Genomic DNA, 20879 nt, shown 5'->3' on the forward strand with positions numbered 1-20879 from the left:
CAGTGCTTAAAATAATGGAGGTTTGAGAAAGATGCGTGATCCAAGATTACAGAAGCTGGCGGCCAATCTAGCCGGCTACTCGATTGATGTGCAGCCTGGCGACAATGTCCTGATAGATTTGATTGGTCTGGAGCTGGAGCTGGGGAAATGTCTGATTGAAGAAGTGACCAAACGTGGCGGAAGACCGTTCGTAGAGCTGAGTGACCGCTCTGTCCTGCGTACCATGCTGACGCATGCAACTAAGGAACAGATTGAACTCTGGGCGAAGCTTGATCTGGAGCGTATGGAGCAAATGCAGGGCTATATCGGCGTGCGTTCGGGTTCAAATGTGAATGAACTGTCCGATGTACCAAAAGAAAAAATGCGGCTATACGAGCAGCTATACACCCATCCCGTACATATGGAGGAACGCGTAAAACGGACCAAGTGGGTTGTTCTTCGTTACCCGACTCCATCGATGGCGCAGCTGGCTAATATGAGCACAGAAGCGTTTGAGGATTTCTATTTTAATGTATGCAACCTGGATTATGCGAAGATGGACCGCGCTCAGGATCCGCTGCAGGCGCTTATGTCCCGTACAGATAAGGTGCGTATCGTATCGCCGGGTACGGATCTGACGTTCTCCATTAAGGATATCGGGGCGAAAAAATGCTCCGGTCAGCGTAATATTCCGGACGGTGAAGTATTCTCTGCGCCTGTGCGGGATTCGGTTAATGGAGTGATTACGTATAATGCACCAAGCGTATATTCCGGAACGACGTTCCAGAACATTTCGTTTACCTTCGAGAACGGCAAGATCGTTAAGGCGACCAGCAATGATACGAAGAAGCTGAACGAAATTCTGGACAGTGACGAAGGTGCTCGTTACATCGGCGAATTTGCAATCGGCTTTAATCCGTACATTCTACATCCGATGAATGATATTTTGTTTGATGAAAAGATTGCAGGCAGCCTGCATTTCACACCAGGCCAGGCGTATGAAGAAACGGATAACGGAAACCGTTCTTCCATTCATTGGGATTTAGTATTGATTCAACGTCCGGAATACGGCGGCGGAGAGATTTATTTCGATGATGTTTTAATCCGCAAAGACGGCGTATTTGTGCTTCCTGAGCTGGAAGCTTTAAATTCCGAAAATTTGAAATAAATGAAAATGAAGCGTTTTTGAACTTTTCTCTTGATGGATGTTATTTTTCGGGTTATCATGATGTCAAGGAAAGCTTTACTAATTAACTGGAGGGATTCCCATGTCCAACAATGCAGCTATCGTAGAAATTTCTCAAGCGGCTAGCCAATTCCGCTCTTCAATCGTTCTGCAAGCCGACAACAAATATATCGACGTTAAGAGCATTCTTGGACTGTTTACGACGCTGGTAGGCGGTCACGCTTATGAGCTTCATGTTCATGGTCCTGATGCTGAAGAAGCGAAAGCCAAGATGGCTGAGATTTTCGCGAAACATAACTTGAATGTATCGGTAATTAGCGAATAAGACCGGTTTGGTCACAAACAAAGCGTTTCTTCTTCTGAAAAGAAGAAGCGCTTTTTTGTTTTGTCCTTGTGTATTAGCTCTTTTTCGTCTAATATAAAAGATATAGACGACGGGCGGGTACACGCACAGGGGGGAAAACGATGTCTTCACCGGAAGTCACGGTTCAATTGCATGAGAAAGCGCTTCGTCTCCTAACGGAAGATGCGAGTAAAATAGAAAAACTTATCGAAGTTCAGATGGAGAACTTGACGACCCGTCAATGTCCGCTGTACGAGGAAGTTTTGGACACGCAAATGTATGGATTCTCGCGGGAGATTGACTTTGCTGTGCGCGCGGGGTTGATTGCCGAGCAAAACGGAAAAGAGATGTTAAGCCGTTTGGAACGCAACTTGGCTCAATTGTATGAAGCATTAAATAATAAAGAGTAGACTCCACCTGGAGCCTACTCTTTTTTTGTGTTGTTTGCTATACGAGATAGAAAGCAACACCCAGGATAACGTATACCATTAGAAGCAGGAAGCCTTCATACCAGTTCGTTGTACCGTCACGGGAAACCGACTTCGCGATAAACACGGCTACACCGATGGCAGTTAATTCAATCGGAGTGAAGATAATGTCCATCGTATCGCCGAAAAACGTACTTAACAGAATCAGCACCGGCGCAACAAACAAAGCGATTTGCAAGCTGCTGCCAATGGCGATTTCGATGGCTGCGCCGATTTTGTTTTTCATCGCCAGCATAACTGCCGCGCTGTGTTCTGCCGCGTTACCGATAATAGCGATAACAAATGCACCTACAAACAGCTCAGACAGGCCAAATTTCTCAGAGAAGCTGTCAAGGGTATGGACAAGCCATTCGCTGACGAAGGCGACCATTACCGTTGCAACGATCAGTAGAATGATGGATACGCCTTTGGACCAGGCCGGCTCTTCACCATGATCGGCATTCATTTCTTTGTCCGCAAGGACATCCTTGTGGGTAATCATCGAGAAGACAAGCCACAGAAGATAAGAAACGATCAGAATGCAGGCAACCGTAATGCTGAGGAAATGGTCTTTGTTCAGCGTGAAATGCTCAGCGCCAACAAAGACAGCCGGAACAAACAAACCGATAACAGCCATAATCATCAGCGTTGCGTTATGCTCGGCCAATTGATTATTGAAAAATTGCTGTTTGAATTTGATGCCCCCAGCAAGAAGGCTAAGACCAAGCACGAGCAGCAGGTTGCCAATAATGGATCCGGTAATACTTGCTTTCACCGTATCGAATAAGCCTTCTTTTACGAGGAAGATCGCGATGATCAGCTCTGCCGCGTTGCCAAACGTGGCGTTAAGAAAGCCGCCAAGCCGCTGTCCAGCGTAATGGGCAACACTTTCCGTCGCTTTGCCTAGAAAACCCGCTACAAATACGACGGCGATGGCAGAAATGATAAATTGAAGCGTCATGTCCCAATGGGCGAAATGCCCGATGGCGCTCAGGGCGAAAGATACGATCAATCCGCCAAAAAACAGTTTCTGTCTCATCCATTCCACCTCTTCAATTATGTAGGTCTAAAAAACATTATTAATCATAACGAAAAAAGACAACCATGTAAACTTTTCCATAAAATATCGCGTTAGCCCGGCGTTAGATGAACTTCCTTTCTTGCTTCAAGTTGAGCCATCCATTACAATAATGGTATATGGCAAATTGAGGAGTGGAATAACATGAACGAGGACCTTCAAACAGGCATTATCCGTATTTCAGACGATGTAGTGGCAACGATTGCAGGACTCGCAGCTCTTGAGACTCCAGGCATTGCCGGAATGTCAGGTGGTATCTCCGAAGGACTGGCAAAACGCCTTAGCGGTAAAAACGTTCAAAAAGGTGTATCCGTCGAAGTGGGTCAGCTGGAAGCGGCAATCGACCTTCGCATTATCGTTCATTATGGCATTCCGATTCAAGAGGTATGCAGACAGCTGCAGCTTAATGTAAGAGAATCGGTTGAGAATATGACCGGTCTAAACGTGGTGGAAGTTAATGTGAAGGTAGAAGGCGTAGCCTTTAAAGAAGAGGAAACGTCGGAAGAAGCGCAGCAGCGTTTGAAATAATGCTGCGGAATACATAAAAAAGGCTGAACCGTTTGTTGACGGGTTCAGCCTTTTTTATATTAGGAATGAGAGCGTTTCGTTCGCTCAGGCTTGTCCTGCTTGTTTGCCTCGCGCGAAATACTAAGAAGCACTCCGATACACATCAGACAGACTAACAGCGAGGAGCCTCCATAGCTGACAAATGGAAGCGTAACGCCGGTAAGCGGTATGGCGCCGGTTACCCCGCCGACATTAATGAAGGCCTGGATTCCGAACAAACCAACGATCCCAACCCCAACTATCGTTCCATATTGATCAGGACAGCGCAGAGCAACGATAAGTGCCCGCCAGAGGAACAGCAAGTAAAATAAGAGAAACAAGCTTGCCCCGATAAATCCCAGCTCCTCGGCAATGACTGAAAAGATAAAGTCATTATAAGGATAGTCCAAGTAGTGCAGCTTCTGTACGCTTTCCCCAAAGCCCGCTCCCGTAAAACCGCCATGTCCGAGTGCCTGCAGAGAGGATACCAGCTGGAAGCCGGAACCCTGCTGATCAGCAAGAGGATCGGAATAAGCTGTAAAACGGGCAATCCGGTATTCCCATCCGTCAGGATTTGTAGCCATTCCGATAGCCGCCAGGATAGCGACCCCAATTCCGGCTACACCGCCAGCGACGGCCACCTGCTTCAGATTAGCCCCGCCTGCAATAATCATTATGATCGCGGAAGAGGCAAGAACCATACAAGAGCCTAAATCCGGCTGTGCCATTATAAGCCCGCAAATGATGGCAACAATGACTAGGACCGGAACGAGTCCCTTCTTGAAGTCACGGAACTTCTCGCCCTTCTTGGAGATGAGGGCTCCCAGGTAAAGAATGATGGCCAGCTTAGCAGGCTCTGTCGGCTGAATGCCAAGCGAGCCAATCTGAAACCAGCTTCGTGCGCCATTCACCGGTTCGGTAAATGGAACAACCATCAGCATTATAAGGACGGGAATAAATAATAATAGAAATCCCCGTTTAAAGATTTGGTAAGGGAGATTCATCATGAAAAGCATAGAAAAGATGCCGAGAACCGCCCATGCCAGCTGCCGCTTCGTAAAATAAAAAGCATCGTTATTGAATTTGGAAGAGACAAGCGCAATGTTCGAGCTTGCGCTGAACACCATGACTAATCCAAATCCAACAAGCAGCAGCGTTAAAATGAGGAGCAGAAAGTCCGGTCTACCACGACTGCCATTCTGCTGTGTCTTCTTCATATTAGGCTAGCAGCTGTTTCAGTTGCTCAAGACGTTGATTCGCAACCGACATGATTGGCTGCGGAATCGGCGATTCATATTCAAGGCCATGAGGGAAGGTCGCTTTTCCGATGTATACGTGTTCAATAACAAGTACTGCATGAGGATTTTCCAGCTTGCCTTCAACAGCACGCGTGCTGACGCGTACGAAGTACTCCGATTGAGTCGCCTGATCTTCCAGCTTCAGATCGTATGTAGCGCGATAGTATTCCCACTGCCAACGTACAAAGCCAAGCTGCTCGGCAGAATCGTCCAGATGAGCCAAATCGCTTTGAAGGCCGTTAAGACCCGAATTCTCAATAATCATCGTTATTTCCTCCTAAAGTTGCTTGTGAAATTTGAAGTTAAGCTTGCGAAGCTGAGTTTTGTTCCAAAAACTCAATTGTACATCATTTCCCATGATAGTATGTTTCCCCAGTCAGCGCAAGACTTACTCTCTCTTGAGACTGTGCTTTCTCTATGCCGCATCGTGCGGTTCTGTTAGAATAGATGGAAAGCAAGGTTAGCTTCGCAAAACTAAAGTTGATGCTTACGGAGCAAGTTTTGCTTCGCAAAACTAAGCGAATGCTTACGGAGCAAGTTTTGCTTCGCAAAACTTTTAGGAGGTGCCTAACATGAAGACAAGCGGCTATGTGAAAGAACAGCTGCAGCGTCTTTATCCGGATATGGTCCGGTGGCGCAGACATCTCCATCAGAATCCGGAGTTGTCTTTCCAAGAGGTACATACATCTCGCTGGATTGCAGAACAATTGAAAGCCTTTGGCTGTGAGGTGCGTGAAGGCGTAGGCGGGCATGGTCTCATCGTGACCATCCAAGGTGAACAGCCGGGACCTGTTGTGGCGCTTCGTGCAGATATTGATGCTCTTCCTATTCAGGATGAAAAGGATTGTGAATACCGTTCGAAAGTACCGGGTGTGATGCATGCGTGCGGACATGACGGGCATACGTCGGCTTTGCTTGCGGTGGCCAGCTTTTATCAGCAGCATAAGGCGGAGCTTGCCGGTGAACGCCGGTTAATCTTCCAACCTGCCGAGGAGCAAACGCCGGGCGGGGCAATCCGGATGATTGAGGACGGCGCTTTAGACGGCGTTGATGCGATTTATGGCGTTCATTTGTGGTCACCGCTCCCGTTTGGAGAGACCTCCACCAAGCCGGGACCGTTTATGGCGGCAGCTGATGAATTTACATTAGAAATAGTAGGTCTCGGCGGACATGGAGGCATGCCGCATAAAACAGTCGATACGATTGTCATCGGCTCCGCATTGGTTCAAGCGGTTCAATCGATTATCGGCCGTAATGTTGACCCGCTGAAACCTGCGGTCATTACGATTGGTTCCTTCCAGGCAGGAACGACGAATAACGTTATCGCCGAGCGTTGTGTCATGAAGGGGACAGTCCGTACATTTGATGAAGAAACCCGCAAGCTGACCCATGAGCGTCTTGAACAACTTGTTAAACATACATGCAGCATGTACGGAGCGGAATACGATTATCATATGCGAATCGGTTATCCGCCTGTTGTGAATGATGAGCATGAAGCGAACCGCTTCTTCCGGGTATCGGGCGAACTGTTTGGTGAAGAGAACACCATCCGGTCAGAAGCGATGATGGTCGCGGAAGATTTCTCTTATTATCTGGAAAAAGTTCCGGGTTGCTTTATGTTTGTTGGTGCAGGCAACCAGGAGACGGGAGCGGTATTTGCCCACCATCATCCGCGTTTTGATATGGATGAGCGTGCTTTGGTACATTCGGCTCAGCTGCTTATACAAATGGCGGAAGATTTTGCGGCGGGATGAGGCATCCCAAGGCTGGATATCCTAACTTGAGATTCGAACAAGCTTATGCTTTCGAAGCAATGAATCATCACAATGACATAAACACGGCCATTTGGGTGATCATTCATTTTAGGAGGTTTTCGCCTTGAGCAAACAGATCAAAGATGTTATGTCCTCGCCATGCATCACGGCAACTTTACTGGATAACGTGTACGAGCTCGCCGTCTTAATGAAGCAAAATGATATTGGATTTATTCCTATCGTGGAGGGAACCAAGCTGATCGGGGCTGTCACTGACCGGGATCTTGTCGTGCGGGGATATGCCGAGAAGCATTCCGGTTCCACAGACGTAGAGACGGTTATGACAACCGATCTGCTTACCATTTCTCCCGATACAACGATGGAGGAAGCGGCGGAGTTGATGGCGAAGCATAAAATACGCCGTCTTCCGGTCGTAGAGAACGGCCATTTGGTTGGAGTGGTAGCGATCGGCGATCTGGCTGTCCGCGATGCCTTTATTCAGGAGGCAGGCGCAGCGCTGAACGAAATATCGGAGCATGTACATTAGATGAAATACGGGGGATCCTTCCACGGTGATGCACCATGGAGGGATCCCTTTTTTCGTATAAAAAGGTGGATATTTTTGCATACTGGAGGTGAATGCTTACCGTTATAACCTTGGGGGGAGATCATTTTGTTGGAACGTCAGGACGGTCCGTTAATCGTTCAATCGGATATGACGGTGCTTCTCGATTATGAGCATCCGTTATCGGAGGAAGCGCGCAGGAGGCTGATTCTGTACGCCGAGCTGGTGAAACGTCCCGGGAATTGGCATACGTATAAAATGTCCTCCTTATCACTATGGAATGCTGCCTCAGCGGGCATAAACGCGGAAGCGATCATTGATTCGCTGAAAAAATATGCAAGGTATGGCCTGCCGGGTGTACTGGAGACGAACATCCGCAAGCTGATGGATCGTTATGGCAAGCTGCGCCTCGAGATTCATGAAGGCAATCTGTTGTTACATGGAGAAGAAAGCCTGCTAAATGAGCTTGCAGGCCATCAGGTTATTCTGGAATGTCTTCGGGAACGCAGGAACAATGAGACGTGGGAGATAAGTCCGGAGTATCGGGGCCAGCTTAAGCAGGAGCTGATCCGGCTTGGATTTCCTGTTATTGATTTGGCAGGCTACCATACAGGGGAAGCTTTGTCAGTGGCGCTCAGAGCTGTGACGCGGCAAGGCAAAACGTTTGAATTACGGGATTATCAGCGGCAGGCGGTTGATCTCTTTTATAAGGAAGGAACGATTCAAGGGGGCAGCGGTGTTGTTGTGCTTCCATGCGGTGCAGGCAAAACGATTGTAGGGATTGCCGCGTTGGCGAGACTGAATAGTGCAACGCTTATACTGACCTCCAATGCGACCAGTGTGCAGCAGTGGAAGGAAGAGCTGCTGGACAAGACAACTCTTCAGCCGTCGGAGGTCGGGGAATATACAGGTGCTTCCAAGGAAGTCCGTCCCGTTACGATTGCAACTTATCAGATACTGACTCACCGCAGATCGAAGAAAGATTCGTTCAGCCATATGAAGCTGTTCTCGGAGCGGGACTGGGGGCTTATCATCTACGACGAGGTTCATCTTCTTCCTGCACCGGTATTTCGCATGACAGCGGAAATTCAGGCAACAAGAAGGCTGGGGCTTACGGCTACTCTGGTTCGGGAAGACGGCTGCGAGGAGGATGTGTTCTCGCTGATCGGCCCCAAACAATTTGAGCTGCAATGGAAGACGGTTGAAGCAGAAGGGCATATCGCATCCGTCAAATGTACGGAGATCCGCGTTCCGCTCGATCAGGGGATATCCGAGCTGTATCATTCGGCGGAGAAACGCTCGCGGCACCGCCTCGCTGCGGAGAATCCGGGCAAGGTGCCGGTCGTCCGACAGCTTCTTGAACGTCATCAGGGAACCCCGACTCTCATCATCGGGCAATATCTGGATCAGCTTCATGCCTTGGCAGATTCCCTGGAGGTGCCCGTCATTACAGGTGAATTGCCGCAGCAGGAACGCCAGAGCTTATATGAACAGTTCAAAGCAGGTGACGTGCCCGTTCTTGCTGTGTCGAAAGTAGCGAACTTTGCAGTGGATTTGCCGGATGCTGCTGTAGCCATCCAAATCTCGGGAAGCTATGGATCGAGGCAGGAGGAAGCGCAGCGGATCGGACGTATATTGCGGCCAAAGGAAGGGCTGAATGAAGCCTGGTTTTATACCATTGTGACTGACGATACGAAGGAAACCGAGTTTGCCGCAAGAAGGCAGATGTTTCTGCTGGAGCAAGGCTACCAATATGAGCTTGAGAAACGATAAGAAGAGCAAGGGAGGTTATTCTTCATGTTTGTAAGTGAATGGTCGGAGAAGCTGACAAGCCATGCCAAGCAGCAATTCATGAAGTCTCCCTTTTGGATCGAGGCGGCAAAGCGCGGGCTCTGCTGGGAGGCAGCCGTTATGGACAAGCCGTCTATTCAAGAAGCCGTAGACCGAATGGATGAAGCAAGCACCGCCGTTTTGCGGGTGTTCCATATTTGCTTTGGAGCCGGTCCTGTCTCGGAGGAACGGCTTTTTTTATCACGGGCGGGATTATCCGGAGCAGAGTTTCGTTATGGACTAATTCAGCTGCAAAATGCCGGGATTGTATTTGCTCTTCGTCAGGGCTGGGGAGAACGGCTGTATGCCATGCCAAGCGATTGTTTTCTGCTGTGGCATCCCGTTTTGTTTCCGATGAACAAGCTCTCTGCAGCAGATTCCGGTTATGGAATATGGGAGCATCGGCAGGAAGATATGTCTAATAAGCCTCTTGGCAGGCAGCTGCTGACGGCCTGGGCCGAGTTAGCCCGGAGCGGACTTGGGCTGACGTCCAAAGGAATCCTGCCGAAGAAAACAACCGCCAAGCTTATGCAAGCCATCACGCTCACAGATGCGGATATGAAGCAAGCGGGCTGGCAGCCGGAGACGTTGGATTCTTACAGCCCTGCTGTATCTTTTGTGCTTAAGCTTAGCATGCACTTAGGTGTAATTGCCCTGGATGGGAATAGAATGAAATGGAACGAGAAAACGCTGGGTGAATGGTTAGCGGAGCCGGAGCTTAGGCAAGAGGCTTTATTGCTTCAATGGTGCCTGGAGGAGCTGCTGGAGAAGAGACCGGCTATGTGGCATATAATGGCTCTTCTTGCACGTCTTGATCCGGGAACTTGGTATTCCGAGACCGTTATGGCAGAGGAGGTCCGTCATCATGGATTGGAGGGCAGGGAATGGGATCAAAGTCTGGACAATTGCCTGAATCTGCTCCGTGTTTTTGGATGGATGGAGCTGGCGAGAGTCGCTGACGGCAGAATGATGCGTTGGGCGATGAAGCCTCTTCTCTTGCAAGATCAGCAGCGCCAGGAAGCTCGCCAGGAACCCGTCATGATTGAGCCCAATGGCGATTTGCTTGTTCTGCCAGGCTGTCCGAACCGTATACGTTGGGAGCTGGAGCTGATCGCTGACAGGAAAAGTGACGACCAGATATCGGTATGGCAGTTAACCCGATCTTCCATCGGAAGAGCGCTGGCGCATGGCCGGACCATCCCGTCGGTCCTATCCTTTCTGCATGCGGCTTCCGGTGGGCTTCCGATCTCTCCTTTGTTAGAATCCAGCCTTATGGACTGGGGAAAGCAGGATCCCCTGGATACGAAGCAGTCTTCCGATATATATCCGATGCTGACACTTGATCATGAATCAGTTACAGTCGAGTTCCAGCTCCGTTCTTCCGGGCAGACACTGGTTGGTTGTGAGCTTATGAATCACGAGGATTTCAGGATTGAACGGTTTCTGCCTGAGCTCGACAGGGTCCCGTTAAGCTGGCTGCAGCAGTTAAGGTCCTACCACCATTCCACACGGCTTGAAATTATGGAGAAGGCTTTGAGCTGGCAGGCTCCGGTCCATTTAAGTATGGATGATGCCATCGTTGCTTTTGTCCCTGCCAGATTAGAGAGATTGGATGGAGGCTGGGCGGTTACCGGCTTGCTTCGGGAAGCGCTCACGCATAAGGAGGTTTGCTTGACCCCGGAGATGTGGCAGGGCATGAAGCTCATTGCGCCAGGAGTGAGTGGATTTGTGTAAAATTGTATCAATTCGGTGAATGAATATGATATGATAGATTTAAGCAAGTGTAAAAGAAAAAGAGGGTGAACAAATGCCAACTACCACGGTTCTATCGGAAAATGGTGCGAGCGGCGTTTCTTCGCTGGATATGGCGTCGCTGCTGCTGTGCGCATACGAGCTGGGTGACTTTATTAATCAATCGGCCGAAGTTGCCGACTATCTATATTGGAAAGAAGCTGTACATGAGGACGAGCAGGTGAAACAGCTGTCCAAGCAGTTCGAGAAAGCGAAGGAGCTATTCTTGGAATGCGAACGGTTCGGAAGATTTCATCCGAACTATCATGAAGCTAAGGATAAAGTGAAGCAAATCCAGCGTGAACTGGACCAGATTGAAGCCGTGAAACGTTTCAAGGAGGCCGAGCAGCTCGTTGATACGATGCTGTATGATGTATCACGCATGATTGCAGAATCGGTATCCGATACGATTAAAGTGCCGGGCAATGAGGGGAAAACGGGCGGCTGCGGAGGCGGCGGATCATGCAGCTGCGGAAGCGGCGGCTGCGGTTAGCGCTCCTTTGCTTGATTCGACTCGACGGAGGGAATAGATGTTGTTACCGGAACGGACAGGTTATATCATATGGGTCAGTGATCTGAAAGCGGCTAGAACGCTGGAAAAGTACGGAACCGTTCATTATATGTCACGTAAGATGCATTATGTAGTGATTTACATGAACGCAGAGCGTGCGGAGGAAGCGGTTAAGAATATTAGCCGTCTGCCGTTTGTACGCAAGGTTGAACGATCTTACCGCAATGAATTAAAGACGGAATACAGTAAAGATGCCGTTGATAAAACAAGATTTTATAGCATGTGAAAATTAAATATAAATATTGCGGAAGATCGCTGGTACACGAAGATACCATGTACGGCGATCTTCTTTCTTTTATTAAGTTTTACAAATAATTACATATTTGGGTCGAGTTTATTTTATTGTTGAAATCTCGGACAATCATGGTTAAAATAACCTTATACATAAAAGTGGTAAAAAAGACCTGGTTCCTAAGACGGGGGTGTGATGAGCGATGAAGGACAAAATGACTAAAAGATGGAGCACTTATGAAACATTTTATGTCGAATTGGGCGATAAGAAAGTAGCGGACATCGTCATTACAAACCATGCCAGGAGCCGGTGGGTGGATCGCGTGGAGAGCGAGAAGACCGGCTATGAGGATATTGCTGAATTTTTATGGGAATGCCTGAAGCAAGGTCGGGTTGAGCCTTATTACCGTAAGGAAGAGGACGTATACCTGATTGATGATGACCTGGTATTTGTCGCGGAATTCGCTTCATCTGAGTCAGACATCGATCTGCTTGGGAATCCGCTGCACAAGATGATTGTTGTGACCTTTCTTGGACGTATGTCAGAAACGATTGAGCTTCGTGATTTGAAATCCTATTATTCCTGGCTCCGCCACTCCAGAAGGATGACCTTGGTGAAAAACAGCCGGAAGAGGAAATAATGAAGGAATACAATAGGCGCAGCATCCGATCGAGGGATGCTGCGCTTTTTTTCGCGCATTTGTAGTATAATAACCGCTAAGAAGAGAGGATGGTCGGACAGATGGCGCTTAATTTTCATCAATTACATATCTTTTATACGGTCGCTGAACGGGGGAGCTTCTCGGCGGCCGCCCAATCGCTGCACATGACCCAGCCGGCCGTTACGATGCAGGTGCAGTCACTGGAGGATTATTTCGGTACCAAGCTGCTGCAGCGATCTACCAAACGGATTGATTTGACGGAAGCAGGCAGGGCGCTAATGCCTTATGCGCGTAGAAGTATTGAGCTGATTCGTGACACGGATCAGGCGATGTCCGCTTTCACCAAACAATTAAAGGGAAGACTGCAGCTCGGGGCCAGCTTGACCATTGGAGAATATATTCTGCCCCGTCTGCTCGGTCCGTTCGGACAGTCCTTTCCTGAAATATCGATCAGCATGAAGGTTATGAATACGGCTCAGATTATGGACGAGATTATGAATCATCAGCTCACTTTCGGCTTGATTGAAGCCCCGGTGAACCATCCCGACATGCAGATGGAAGCGGTCATGAGCGATGAACTCAGATTAATTGTTCCCAAGGATCATCCGCTGTCGAAGCGGCCGACGGTTATGCTGGATGAGGTCGTAGAATATCCGTTTGTTCTGAGGGAGCAGGGATCCGGTACCAGGCTTGTTATGGAGGAGCAGTTGAAACGGAAAAACATCGATCCTGCCGATTTGAAAATTGTGATGGAGCTTGGCAGTACGGGAGCGGTCAAGTCGGCCGTAGAAGCGGGACTTGGCGTGTCCTTCGTCTCCGAATCATCCGTTAAGCACGAAGTGGCGCTAGGCCTTCTTCATGTCGTGCCGATAGAGGATGTCAGGTTCAAACGGCAGTTCTATTCGATCTATCTGAAATCAACCCTTCTGCCGATTTCGGCAGTGACGTTCCTTACTTTTTTAAGAGAGAAGGATTTGCAGCAATGGCTGTAGGACAAGCGGATTTACACAATCATACAACCGCCTCGGACGGAACGATGTCACCAGCGGCCGTGGTTGCCCGCGCGAAGGCAGCAGGCCTTGCCGCTATTGCCATTACCGATCATGATACGATGGCAGGTGTAGAAGCAGCGATCGCTGAAGGCAAGAAGCTGGGGATCCTTGTTGTTCCCGGCGTGGAGCTCAGCACCGTTGCTGATGGCCGGGATATTCATATACTGGGTTATTATCCGGATTGGCATAATGAGCAGTGGCAGGAACGTTTGGCAGGGCTCAGAACGACTCGCGGCAAGCGTAACGAAATGATTGTAGCAAGGTTAGCAGAGCTGGGCATTCCGGTTACAATGCAAGAGGTGGAGCAAATTGCTGCAGAGCAGCAGGCATTGGCTGGCGGCAGCAAAAGCAAAGGAAAAACCATCGGGCGGCCGCATATCGCAGAGCTTCTGATCCGGAAAGGCGCCGTTGCCACAATGACAGAAGCGTTTGACCGGTATTTGGCGGAAGGCGGATCGGCATATGTCAATCCTCCGCGTCTTCATCCGTTTGAAGCGATCGAATGGATCCGTGAGGCAGGAGGAACCAGCGTGATTGCGCATCCGGGCTTGTACGGCCGTGATGACCTTGTCGAGTTGCTTATCCATAAGGGCGTTCAGGGTATTGAAGTGTATCATTCAGATCATGGGCCTGCTGAAGAGAAACGCTATACGGAGCTGGCAACCAAATACGGCTTGATTATGACCGGCGGTTCCGACTTCCACGGGGAACGTCAGGGTCATGTATTCCACGGCGAGATCGGCAGCAGGACGGTGGATATTTCGGTGCTTGATCAGCTGAATAAAAAGCTGTAACAATGTATACAAGAAATAGCGGTGCAGGGAAGATCCCTGCATCGCTATTTTTTTGAAGGGCCAATTAATTTACAATTCTTTTCGCGTAAACCAGCGATTTTGCAAACCATGTGCCTTCCATCGGTTCATAGGTTACTTTCGCGCGTCCGCCGCCGCATTGAAGGATGTAATGCTTGCCATTAACAACACCTGCATATATGCCAACATGACCGCCGCCTCCGCTTGTAGAACGGTTTAAAGTTCCATCGCCAGGATCAGCCGAGTTTTTGAAGAACAGCAGATCTCCAACTTTTAAATTTTTATATTTATTTTTCGAATCAAGGATAACCTGCTTCCCGATACTGCTGCTATAACGCTGTGTGCGCGAAGAACTGGAGAATTTTTTTCCAAGCGCGCTGCTATACACCCAGGAGGTGAAATTCGAGCAGTCAAAGCCGTAACCGGCTTTCTGCACACCGCTGCGCCACTTTACGCCGAGCTGGGTTTTGCCTTTTTGAATCAATTTGCTAAGCTGTGCGCTTTGCGTGCTTTGGACAGAAGAAGATGCAGCTTTAGTAGTCGTTGCACCCAATACGGGGGCTTGTACAATACCCGATAAAGCAATGACGCCGGCTAGAGTGATGATCCCTTTTTTGAAAATGGTTTTTTTAGACATGTATGTATTCCTCCTAAGTATGTAGTTTGTTCGTGAATGGATGGGGCACCTTTATACTAATAACGATCCATAGGGGTAGTCAGCTAATAAAAGTTACCAATTCATTTGCAATAAGTTAAAATAAATATTTTTTTATTAATCCTTTATTCACCTGTTAAACAGAAAATGTTAATAAAAGCGAAAATAAATAAGGGTAATGAAAAAAATCCGGACGTAATACATCATAAATTATATATATATCTACAAGTAGGAAATATAAGGTTTGTAATTGATCTAAAGGGGAGTTTTTTCCAAAGCGTGTTTATGGATGAGTTACGGCTTGTTAAAGTTTTTTAATGTGTAGAAACGGATTCCGCGCTGGCCGATTATGGCGCAAAAAGCAAAAAAAGCAGCCCGCCCTCAGTGGAGGATGGACCGCTTCTGCTTGAGATCATTCAATTCACGCTGCGTGATGGAAGTGCTTTGATCCGCTGTTCATCCGGTGTGATGAACAGCGTCTTCTGATGATCGTAGATAACGAAGCCTGGCTTCGCCCCGCTTGGCTTGCGGACATGACGGATAAACGTATAATCAACGGGAATCAGGCTGGACTCCCGGGCCTGGCTGTAATAGCCGGATAACATGGCCGCCTCCTCAAGAGTGGCATCGCCAAAATCTCCACCGCGGATAACGACATGAGATCCAGGGATATCCTTGGTATGAAGCCAGACATCCGAAGGGGAAGCCAGCCGGTTCGTTAAGTATTCGTTTTGTGTATTGTTTTTGCCGACATAGATGCTGACGCCTTCGGATGAGGTATAACACATCAAGGTTGGCTTGGCCGTTTTTTTCCGTTTCGGACCGCGCTTCACCCTGCTTCGAAGATAACCTTGCTCCACAAGCTCGTCCCTGATCTCCTCGATGTCTGCAAGAGAAGCGTTGCCCAACTGCTGCAGCAGCGTTTCCATATAGGTAATCTCATCCCGGGTAAGGGCCATTTGCTCCTCAACTACGGCAATACTGTTCTTCTGCTTTGTATATTTGCGGAAATACCGCTGGGCGTTGTCCGATGGCGTAAGCTGCGCATCCAGCTCAATGGTGACGGTTGCCTGTTCCTCGTCGTAGAAGTTGATTAATTCTACCGACTTGTCTCCACGGTTAATCTGATGCATATAAGCGGTCAACAGCTCGCCAAGCACGCGGTATTTATCCGCATCCTGCGCTTCTTCGACCGTTTCCTTCAACTTTTCCATTTTCTTTTCATTCTTGGCTTTCTCGTTCTGGACAAAACGGATCAAATCGAGTGCGCGTTGCTTGACCGTATCCCGTTCCGCTTTATCGCCATAATAGGCTTCCAGACATTCACTAATTGCTGAATAGGTCTCGGATGAGCCTTGGATATGGGTAAGAGGTGTAATCGAGAAATAAGCTTTGCCGTTTGCATCCACCGCGATCGTTGGAGTGTAGTCATGGGTCCGGACATCGTTCATAAGAGCCTGGAAGCAGCTCCACAGGCTGCTGTTGCCATTCTCGGCACGGTACACGATTTCTTTGGCAAGCAGCGGGCTGAGTCCGCTGAACGCCTGGACGAGCTGACGCTGCGGCGGCAAAATCTCCGCGTTTTCAGCTTCATTCGTCTGATGGAGTGAAGCCTGGAACTGTTCCTCGCTCGTTAGGTCAAGCGGATCCTTCTTCCCTTGATCGGGCGGTGCGGTGTATTTGCTGCCGGGCATGACAATCCGGAAGGTGCTGATGGCAGGTGTAACATGATGAATGCCGTCATGGATTGTCCCTGTTGAAGGATCCAGCAAAATAATGTTGCTGTGCCGCCCCATAATTTCAATCACGATCGTCTTTAGAGATATATCGCCAAGCTCATCCCGGTGCCGGACGTCCATATGAATAATCCGTTCGCGCCCGATCTGCTTAACCGCTTCAATCGTTGCACCTTCGCAATATTTGCGCATCAGCATGCAGAACATAGGGGCTTCAAGCGGATTAACGTAAGAAGCATTCGTCCAATGAACGCGCGGATAGGTCGGGTTGGCGGACAGGAGCAGCTTGCCTTGTGCGCCCGCGCCGCGGATGCTGAATACGAGATCATTGTCCGTCGGTTGATGGATTTTATGAATGCGAGCGCCGATGCAGCGCTGGAGCTCTTTTACAATTGCGTGAATAACAATGCCGTCTAAGGCCATGAGGGTTGATCTCCTTTAATAGATGTCTTTCTCTATCATGCCATAGTTAAACGAAAAACTTAAGTCTTTAGGTGGGATATTTTGCAGTTTGTCCGAATACATTTAGGCTTGAGAGGCTGTCCGAGAGCGCTCGGCATATACGGGAGGGAGTCGTACAATGGAACAAATGAAATGGCACCAATTGGATGCGGGCGATCTGGCGAATACGCTGGGCAGCTCACTTACGCAAGGGCTGTCTGCATCGGAAGCAGAGGAAAGACTGTCGAAGAACGGGCGGAATGAGCTGGCCGAGGGGGAACGGATTTCACCGGTTATGCTTCTACTGAATCAATTCAAGGATTTCATGGTGCTTGTGCTAATGGGCGCTACTCTCATATCGGGCCTATTAGGCGAATATTTGGATGCCATTACGATCGTGGCCATTATTGTGCTTAATGCGGTTCTCGGATTCATTCAGGAATTCCGTGCCGAGAAGTCGCTTAGTGCCCTTAAGGAGCTGTCGGCTCCAACGGCGAAGGTTATTCGCGGGGGAGAGCAGCTGATCATTGCTGCCAAAGAGCTGGTTAAAGGGGATATTGTTCTGCTTGAGAGCGGCGACCGCATTCCGGCCGATGTCCGGCTGCTGGAAGCAAACAGCTGCTATGCCGAAGAATCTGCTCTTACGGGGGAATCGGTGCCGGTAGGCAAGCACGCCGCTGCCATCCATGAAGCCGAGCTGCCGCTTGGCGACCAGCGTAATCTGGGCTTTATGGGTACGATGCTTACCCGGGGCACAGCCAAAGGTGTTGTTGTCCGGACAGGCATGGAAACGGAAATGGGGAAAATCGCCGGCCTCATTCAGCAAACGGAGTCGATGGAAACGCCGCTTCAGCATAGACTGGAGCAGCTTGGCAAAATATTGATTGCGGTTGCGATTGGTCTTACAATTATGGTCGTTATTGCAGGTATACTGCATGGACAGCCTGCCTACGGAATGTTCCTTGCCGGTGTCAGCCTTGCGGTTGCCGCTATTCCGGAAGGGCTTCCGGCAATCGTCACGATTGCACTTGCCCTTGGCGTACAACGGATGATTAAACGAAAGGCTATCGTCCGCAAGCTGCCTTCAGTAGAAACATTGGGCTGCGCCTCCGTCATTTGCTCGGACAAAACCGGGACGCTGACTCAAAACAAAATGACCGTCACAAACCTGTGGCTTGGCGGCCGCCGACTTCAAGTTACCGGAGAAGGATACGAGCCAACAGGTGCTGCATTTGAAGATGGAGCCATGGTAGACGTCAAACATGATATTTCACTCAAACGGCTTTTGCAGATATCGGCGCTTTGTAATAACGCAACCGTAACCCAGGCCGAGCAGCAGGATACGAAGAAACGGAAGAACAAAGAGGTGCAGGAAGAATGGGTGCTGAATGGCGACCCGACTGAAGGCGCGCTTACCGTTTTGTCTGCCAAGCTGGGGATGTCCGCCAAATCGCTGGAGGGCTTATATAAAAGGGAGAAAGAATTCCCGTTTGATTCCGAACGGAAGCGGATGAGTGTGCTTGTATCCCATCAAGGAGGCCGCGTGATTTACACGAAAGGCGCTTCCGATGTGCTGATGGATCATTGTACCTACGTGCTGTGGGATGGCAAGGTCGTGCCGTTTACCGCAACCTTGAAGAAGAAATGCGCAGATGCTGCAGAAGAGATGGCACAGTCAGCCTTACGCGTGCTTGGCCTCGCTTACCGGGATATACGAAGCGGCGAAGCAACGGAGACGGAAGCCGATGTTGAATGCCAGCTTGTATTTGTCGGACTGACCGGTATGATTGATCCTCCACGCCGCGAGGTGCGTGAAGCCATTGCAACCTGCCGCCGCGCAGGTATCAAGACGGTTATGATCACAGGCGATCATCAACTGACGGCAGAAGCAATTGCGAATCAGCTTGGCATTATGCCCCGCGGGGGCGTTGCGATGAGCGGCCGTCAATTGGAAAATATGACGGACGAACAGCTCGACCGTCACGTGGATAACATCTATGTCTATGCCCGCGTGTCTCCGGAGCACAAGCTGCGGATCGTCAAGGCGCTGCAAAGAAAAGGTCATGTGGTTGCGATGACCGGCGACGGCGTTAATGATGCGCCTGCCATTAAAGCGGCGGACATTGGGATTGCAATGGGGATTACCGGTACGGACGTATCGAAGGAAGCTTCAGCGCTTGTTTTAAGTGATGATAACTTCGCCACGATCGTCTCGGCCATAGAAGAAGGCCGCAGCATTTACGAGAACATCCGCAAGTTCATCCGTTATTTGCTCGCCTCTAATGTCGGCGAAATTTTGACGATGTTCCTGGCTATGATGGCAGGGCTTCCGCTGCCGCTTGTGCCGATTCAGATTTTGTGGGTTAACCTGGTGACAGACGGACTGCCGGCTATGGCACTTGGAGTTGACCAGGCGGAGAAGGATCTGATGCAGCAGAAGCCGCGTTCAGCGAAGGAAAGTGTCTTTGCCAGACGGCTTGGCTGGAAAATCATCAGCCGCGGCGTACTGATCGGCGTATGTACGCTTGGCGCCTTCTGGATTACTTTGAAGATGGCTCCGGGTACAGCGGCAGAGCAGCTCACCAAAGCGCAAACGGTCGCTTTCGCCACACTGGTTCTGGCCCAGCTCATTCACGTCTTTGACTGCCGCAGCTCGCGCTCCATCTTCCATCGCAATATGCTGCAGAACCGGTATCTGGTGCTCGCTGTGCTGTCGTCTCTGATTCTGATGCTTGGCGTGCTCTATATTCCGATGTTGCAACCAATCTTCAAGACGGTACCGCTCGATTTCCGTGAATGGTGCCTCGTATTTGTGGCTGCAGGCATTCCGACCTTCCTGATGGGCATTGGCAGCGTGCTTGGCACAAGCAAACCTAAAAACAAGCCTGCCAAAATGGCGTTTAAAAATGTATGATTTGAGCGTCAGAAATGAATCGAAAAATGCAAATCATAATCGGAATTATGAATAGCGTTTCCCTTTGCTTTGCGGTATGCTAAGAAAAAATGATAGCTAATTCTATCTAATAGCTGCAGTAAAGGGGAACACTATAATGAAATTCACAAAAATGAATGGTTTGGGCAATGACTTTATCGTAGTAGCAGGCGAGCAGCAGCTGCCTGGCAATGTGGCGGAGCTGGCCATCAACTTGTGCAACCGGTTTTTCGGAATCGGAGCTGACGGACTTGTCTATATCCTTCCTTCGGAAGTGGCGGATTTCCGCATGCGTATCATCAACTCCGACGGCTCGGAAGCTGAACAATGCGGCAATGCTATCCGCTGCGTAGCGAAATATGTATACGATAACGGTCTTACAGATAAAGAAGAAATTAAGATTGAAACCCTTGGTGCCGGCGCGCAAACCGTTCAACTGCATGTAGCGGACGGCAAAGTGCAGACGGTGCGCGTCGATATGGGCGAGCCGATCCTGAATGGTCTGCAAGTGCCGACAACGGTTGACGCAGAACGCGTAATTGAGCATCCGATCGAAGTAGACGGCCGCGAATTCCGCTTCACAGCGGTATCGATGGGCAACCCGCACTGCGTGATCTATGTTGACGATGCAGCGAACTTCGATCTCGCAACATGGGGTCCTAAACTGGAGACTCATCCGATGTTCCCGCGCAAAATCAACGTTGAGTTTGTTACGGTGAAATCGCGTGAACATACCGAGATGCGCGTATGGGAGCGCGGCGCGGGACCTACGCTTGCTTGCGGCACAGGCGCTTGCGCAACGGTCGTATCTTCCGTATTGAACGGATTTACGGACCGTACGGCAGTTGTATCGCTTAAAGGCGGCGACCTTACTATTGAATGGAACGAAGCAGATAATCATGTTTATATGACAGGACCTGCAGCCGAAGCATTCCGCGGCGAGTGGTAAT

Annotated in this window: 20 protein-coding genes; 15 read left to right on the forward strand and 5 right to left on the reverse strand. The window is 49.5% G+C overall.

Annotated elements, in window-relative coordinates; translation table 11 throughout:
* Nucleotides 1-31: 31 nt before the first annotated feature.
* From BM200_RS02505 to BM200_RS02515, 3 genes are all read left to right on the forward strand, one after another.
* Entirely contained in the window at nucleotides 32-1147 is a 1116-nt protein-coding gene (locus BM200_RS02505) for an aminopeptidase (protein ID WP_091180969.1), read from the forward strand.
* 100 nt (nucleotides 1148-1247) lie between these two features.
* Nucleotides 1248-1490, forward strand: coding sequence for an HPr family phosphocarrier protein (locus BM200_RS02510; protein ID WP_015845356.1), 243 nt, complete (start codon nucleotides 1248-1250; stop codon nucleotides 1488-1490).
* A gap of 140 nt (nucleotides 1491-1630) precedes the next feature.
* Nucleotides 1631-1918 carry an Fpa/YlaN family protein gene (locus BM200_RS02515; protein WP_091180972.1) on the forward strand — a complete coding sequence of 96 codons (288 nt, stop codon included), beginning with the start codon at nucleotides 1631-1633 and terminating at the stop codon, nucleotides 1916-1918.
* Nucleotides 1919-1955: 37 nt separating this feature from the next.
* Here BM200_RS02515 and cax read toward each other — a convergent pair whose 3' ends face one another.
* Entirely contained in the window at nucleotides 1956-3014 is a 1059-nt protein-coding gene (gene cax, locus BM200_RS02520) for a calcium/proton exchanger (RefSeq protein WP_091180975.1), read from the reverse strand.
* Nucleotides 3015-3197: 183 nt separating this feature from the next.
* On the opposite strand from cax, the gene BM200_RS02525 reads away from it, so the two are divergent.
* Nucleotides 3198-3581, forward strand: coding sequence for an Asp23/Gls24 family envelope stress response protein (locus tag BM200_RS02525; RefSeq protein ID WP_091180977.1), 384 nt, complete (start codon nucleotides 3198-3200; stop codon nucleotides 3579-3581).
* A 59-nt stretch (nucleotides 3582-3640) separates the two neighbouring features.
* Here the strand turns inward: BM200_RS02525 and ftsW are convergent, their stop codons facing one another.
* Nucleotides 3641-4816, reverse strand: a complete 1176-nt coding sequence (ftsW, locus tag BM200_RS02530; protein ID WP_091180980.1) for a putative lipid II flippase FtsW — start codon at nucleotides 4814-4816, stop codon at nucleotides 3641-3643.
* A 1-nt stretch (nucleotide 4817) separates the two neighbouring features.
* Nucleotides 4818-5162, reverse strand: a complete 345-nt coding sequence (locus tag BM200_RS02535) for a YugN family protein (protein WP_091180983.1) — start codon at nucleotides 5160-5162, stop codon at nucleotides 4818-4820.
* 307 nt (nucleotides 5163-5469) lie between these two features.
* Between BM200_RS02535 and BM200_RS02540 the strand changes: the two genes are divergently transcribed.
* The 9 genes from BM200_RS02540 (at nucleotide 5470) to BM200_RS02580 (ending at nucleotide 14147) form a co-directional block, all read left to right on the forward strand.
* A complete protein-coding gene (locus BM200_RS02540) occupies nucleotides 5470-6651 on the forward strand; it encodes a M20 metallopeptidase family protein (protein WP_091180986.1) in 1182 nt (393 codons plus the stop codon).
* Between the two features lie 148 nt (nucleotides 6652-6799).
* Nucleotides 6800-7198 (forward strand): CBS domain-containing protein, encoded by a 399-nt coding sequence (locus tag BM200_RS02545; protein ID WP_091183436.1) that lies wholly within the window; start codon nucleotides 6800-6802, stop codon nucleotides 7196-7198.
* A 126-nt stretch (nucleotides 7199-7324) separates the two neighbouring features.
* Nucleotides 7325-8989 (forward strand): DNA repair helicase XPB, encoded by a 1665-nt coding sequence (locus BM200_RS02550; RefSeq protein WP_091180988.1) that lies wholly within the window; start codon nucleotides 7325-7327, stop codon nucleotides 8987-8989.
* A 24-nt stretch (nucleotides 8990-9013) separates the two neighbouring features.
* The gene (locus BM200_RS02555) at nucleotides 9014-10780 is read left to right on the forward strand and encodes a hypothetical protein (protein WP_091180991.1); all 1767 of its coding nucleotides are present in this window, start codon (nucleotides 9014-9016) and stop codon (nucleotides 10778-10780) included.
* Between the two features lie 73 nt (nucleotides 10781-10853).
* The gene (locus BM200_RS02560; protein ID WP_091180993.1) at nucleotides 10854-11330 is read left to right on the forward strand and encodes a YlbF/YmcA family competence regulator; all 477 of its coding nucleotides are present in this window, start codon (nucleotides 10854-10856) and stop codon (nucleotides 11328-11330) included.
* Nucleotides 11331-11370: 40 nt separating this feature from the next.
* Nucleotides 11371-11634 carry a YlbG family protein gene (locus tag BM200_RS02565; RefSeq protein WP_091183438.1) on the forward strand — a complete coding sequence of 88 codons (264 nt, stop codon included), beginning with the start codon at nucleotides 11371-11373 and terminating at the stop codon, nucleotides 11632-11634.
* A 208-nt stretch (nucleotides 11635-11842) separates the two neighbouring features.
* Nucleotides 11843-12280 (forward strand): hypothetical protein, encoded by a 438-nt coding sequence (locus BM200_RS02570; RefSeq protein ID WP_091180996.1) that lies wholly within the window; start codon nucleotides 11843-11845, stop codon nucleotides 12278-12280.
* 101 nt (nucleotides 12281-12381) lie between these two features.
* Nucleotides 12382-13293, forward strand: a complete 912-nt coding sequence (locus BM200_RS02575) for a selenium metabolism-associated LysR family transcriptional regulator (protein WP_091180999.1) — start codon at nucleotides 12382-12384, stop codon at nucleotides 13291-13293.
* Complete coding sequence (locus tag BM200_RS02580) at nucleotides 13284-14147, forward strand: PHP domain-containing protein (RefSeq protein WP_091181002.1); 864 nt, start codon at nucleotides 13284-13286, stop codon at nucleotides 14145-14147. The genes BM200_RS02575 and BM200_RS02580 overlap by 10 nt, the downstream gene beginning before the upstream one ends.
* A 64-nt stretch (nucleotides 14148-14211) precedes the next feature.
* On the opposite strand, the gene BM200_RS02585 is transcribed toward BM200_RS02580, so the two are convergent.
* Together BM200_RS02585 and BM200_RS02590 are read right to left on the reverse strand one after the other, a co-directional pair.
* A complete protein-coding gene (locus BM200_RS02585; RefSeq protein ID WP_091181004.1) occupies nucleotides 14212-14802 on the reverse strand; it encodes a C40 family peptidase in 591 nt (196 codons plus the stop codon).
* Between the two features lie 434 nt (nucleotides 14803-15236).
* The gene (locus BM200_RS02590) at nucleotides 15237-16979 is read right to left on the reverse strand and encodes an Rqc2 family fibronectin-binding protein (RefSeq protein WP_091181006.1); all 1743 of its coding nucleotides are present in this window, start codon (nucleotides 16977-16979) and stop codon (nucleotides 15237-15239) included.
* 157 nt (nucleotides 16980-17136) lie between these two features.
* Here BM200_RS02590 and BM200_RS02595 point away from each other — a divergent pair, with 157 nt between their 5' ends.
* Together BM200_RS02595 and dapF are read left to right on the forward strand one after the other, a co-directional pair.
* Nucleotides 17137-19911 carry a calcium-translocating P-type ATPase, SERCA-type gene (locus tag BM200_RS02595; protein WP_091181009.1) on the forward strand — a complete coding sequence of 925 codons (2775 nt, stop codon included), beginning with the start codon at nucleotides 17137-17139 and terminating at the stop codon, nucleotides 19909-19911.
* Between the two features lie 136 nt (nucleotides 19912-20047).
* On the forward strand, nucleotides 20048-20878 hold the full coding sequence (gene dapF, locus BM200_RS02600; protein ID WP_091181012.1) for a diaminopimelate epimerase: 831 nt from the start codon (nucleotides 20048-20050) through the stop codon (nucleotides 20876-20878).
* Nucleotide 20879 lies beyond the last annotated feature (1 nt).

The sequence above is a fragment of the Paenibacillus catalpae genome (assembly GCF_900112695.1).
In the GTDB taxonomy this organism is placed as follows: Bacteria; Bacillota; Bacilli; order Paenibacillales; family Paenibacillaceae; genus Pristimantibacillus; species Pristimantibacillus catalpae.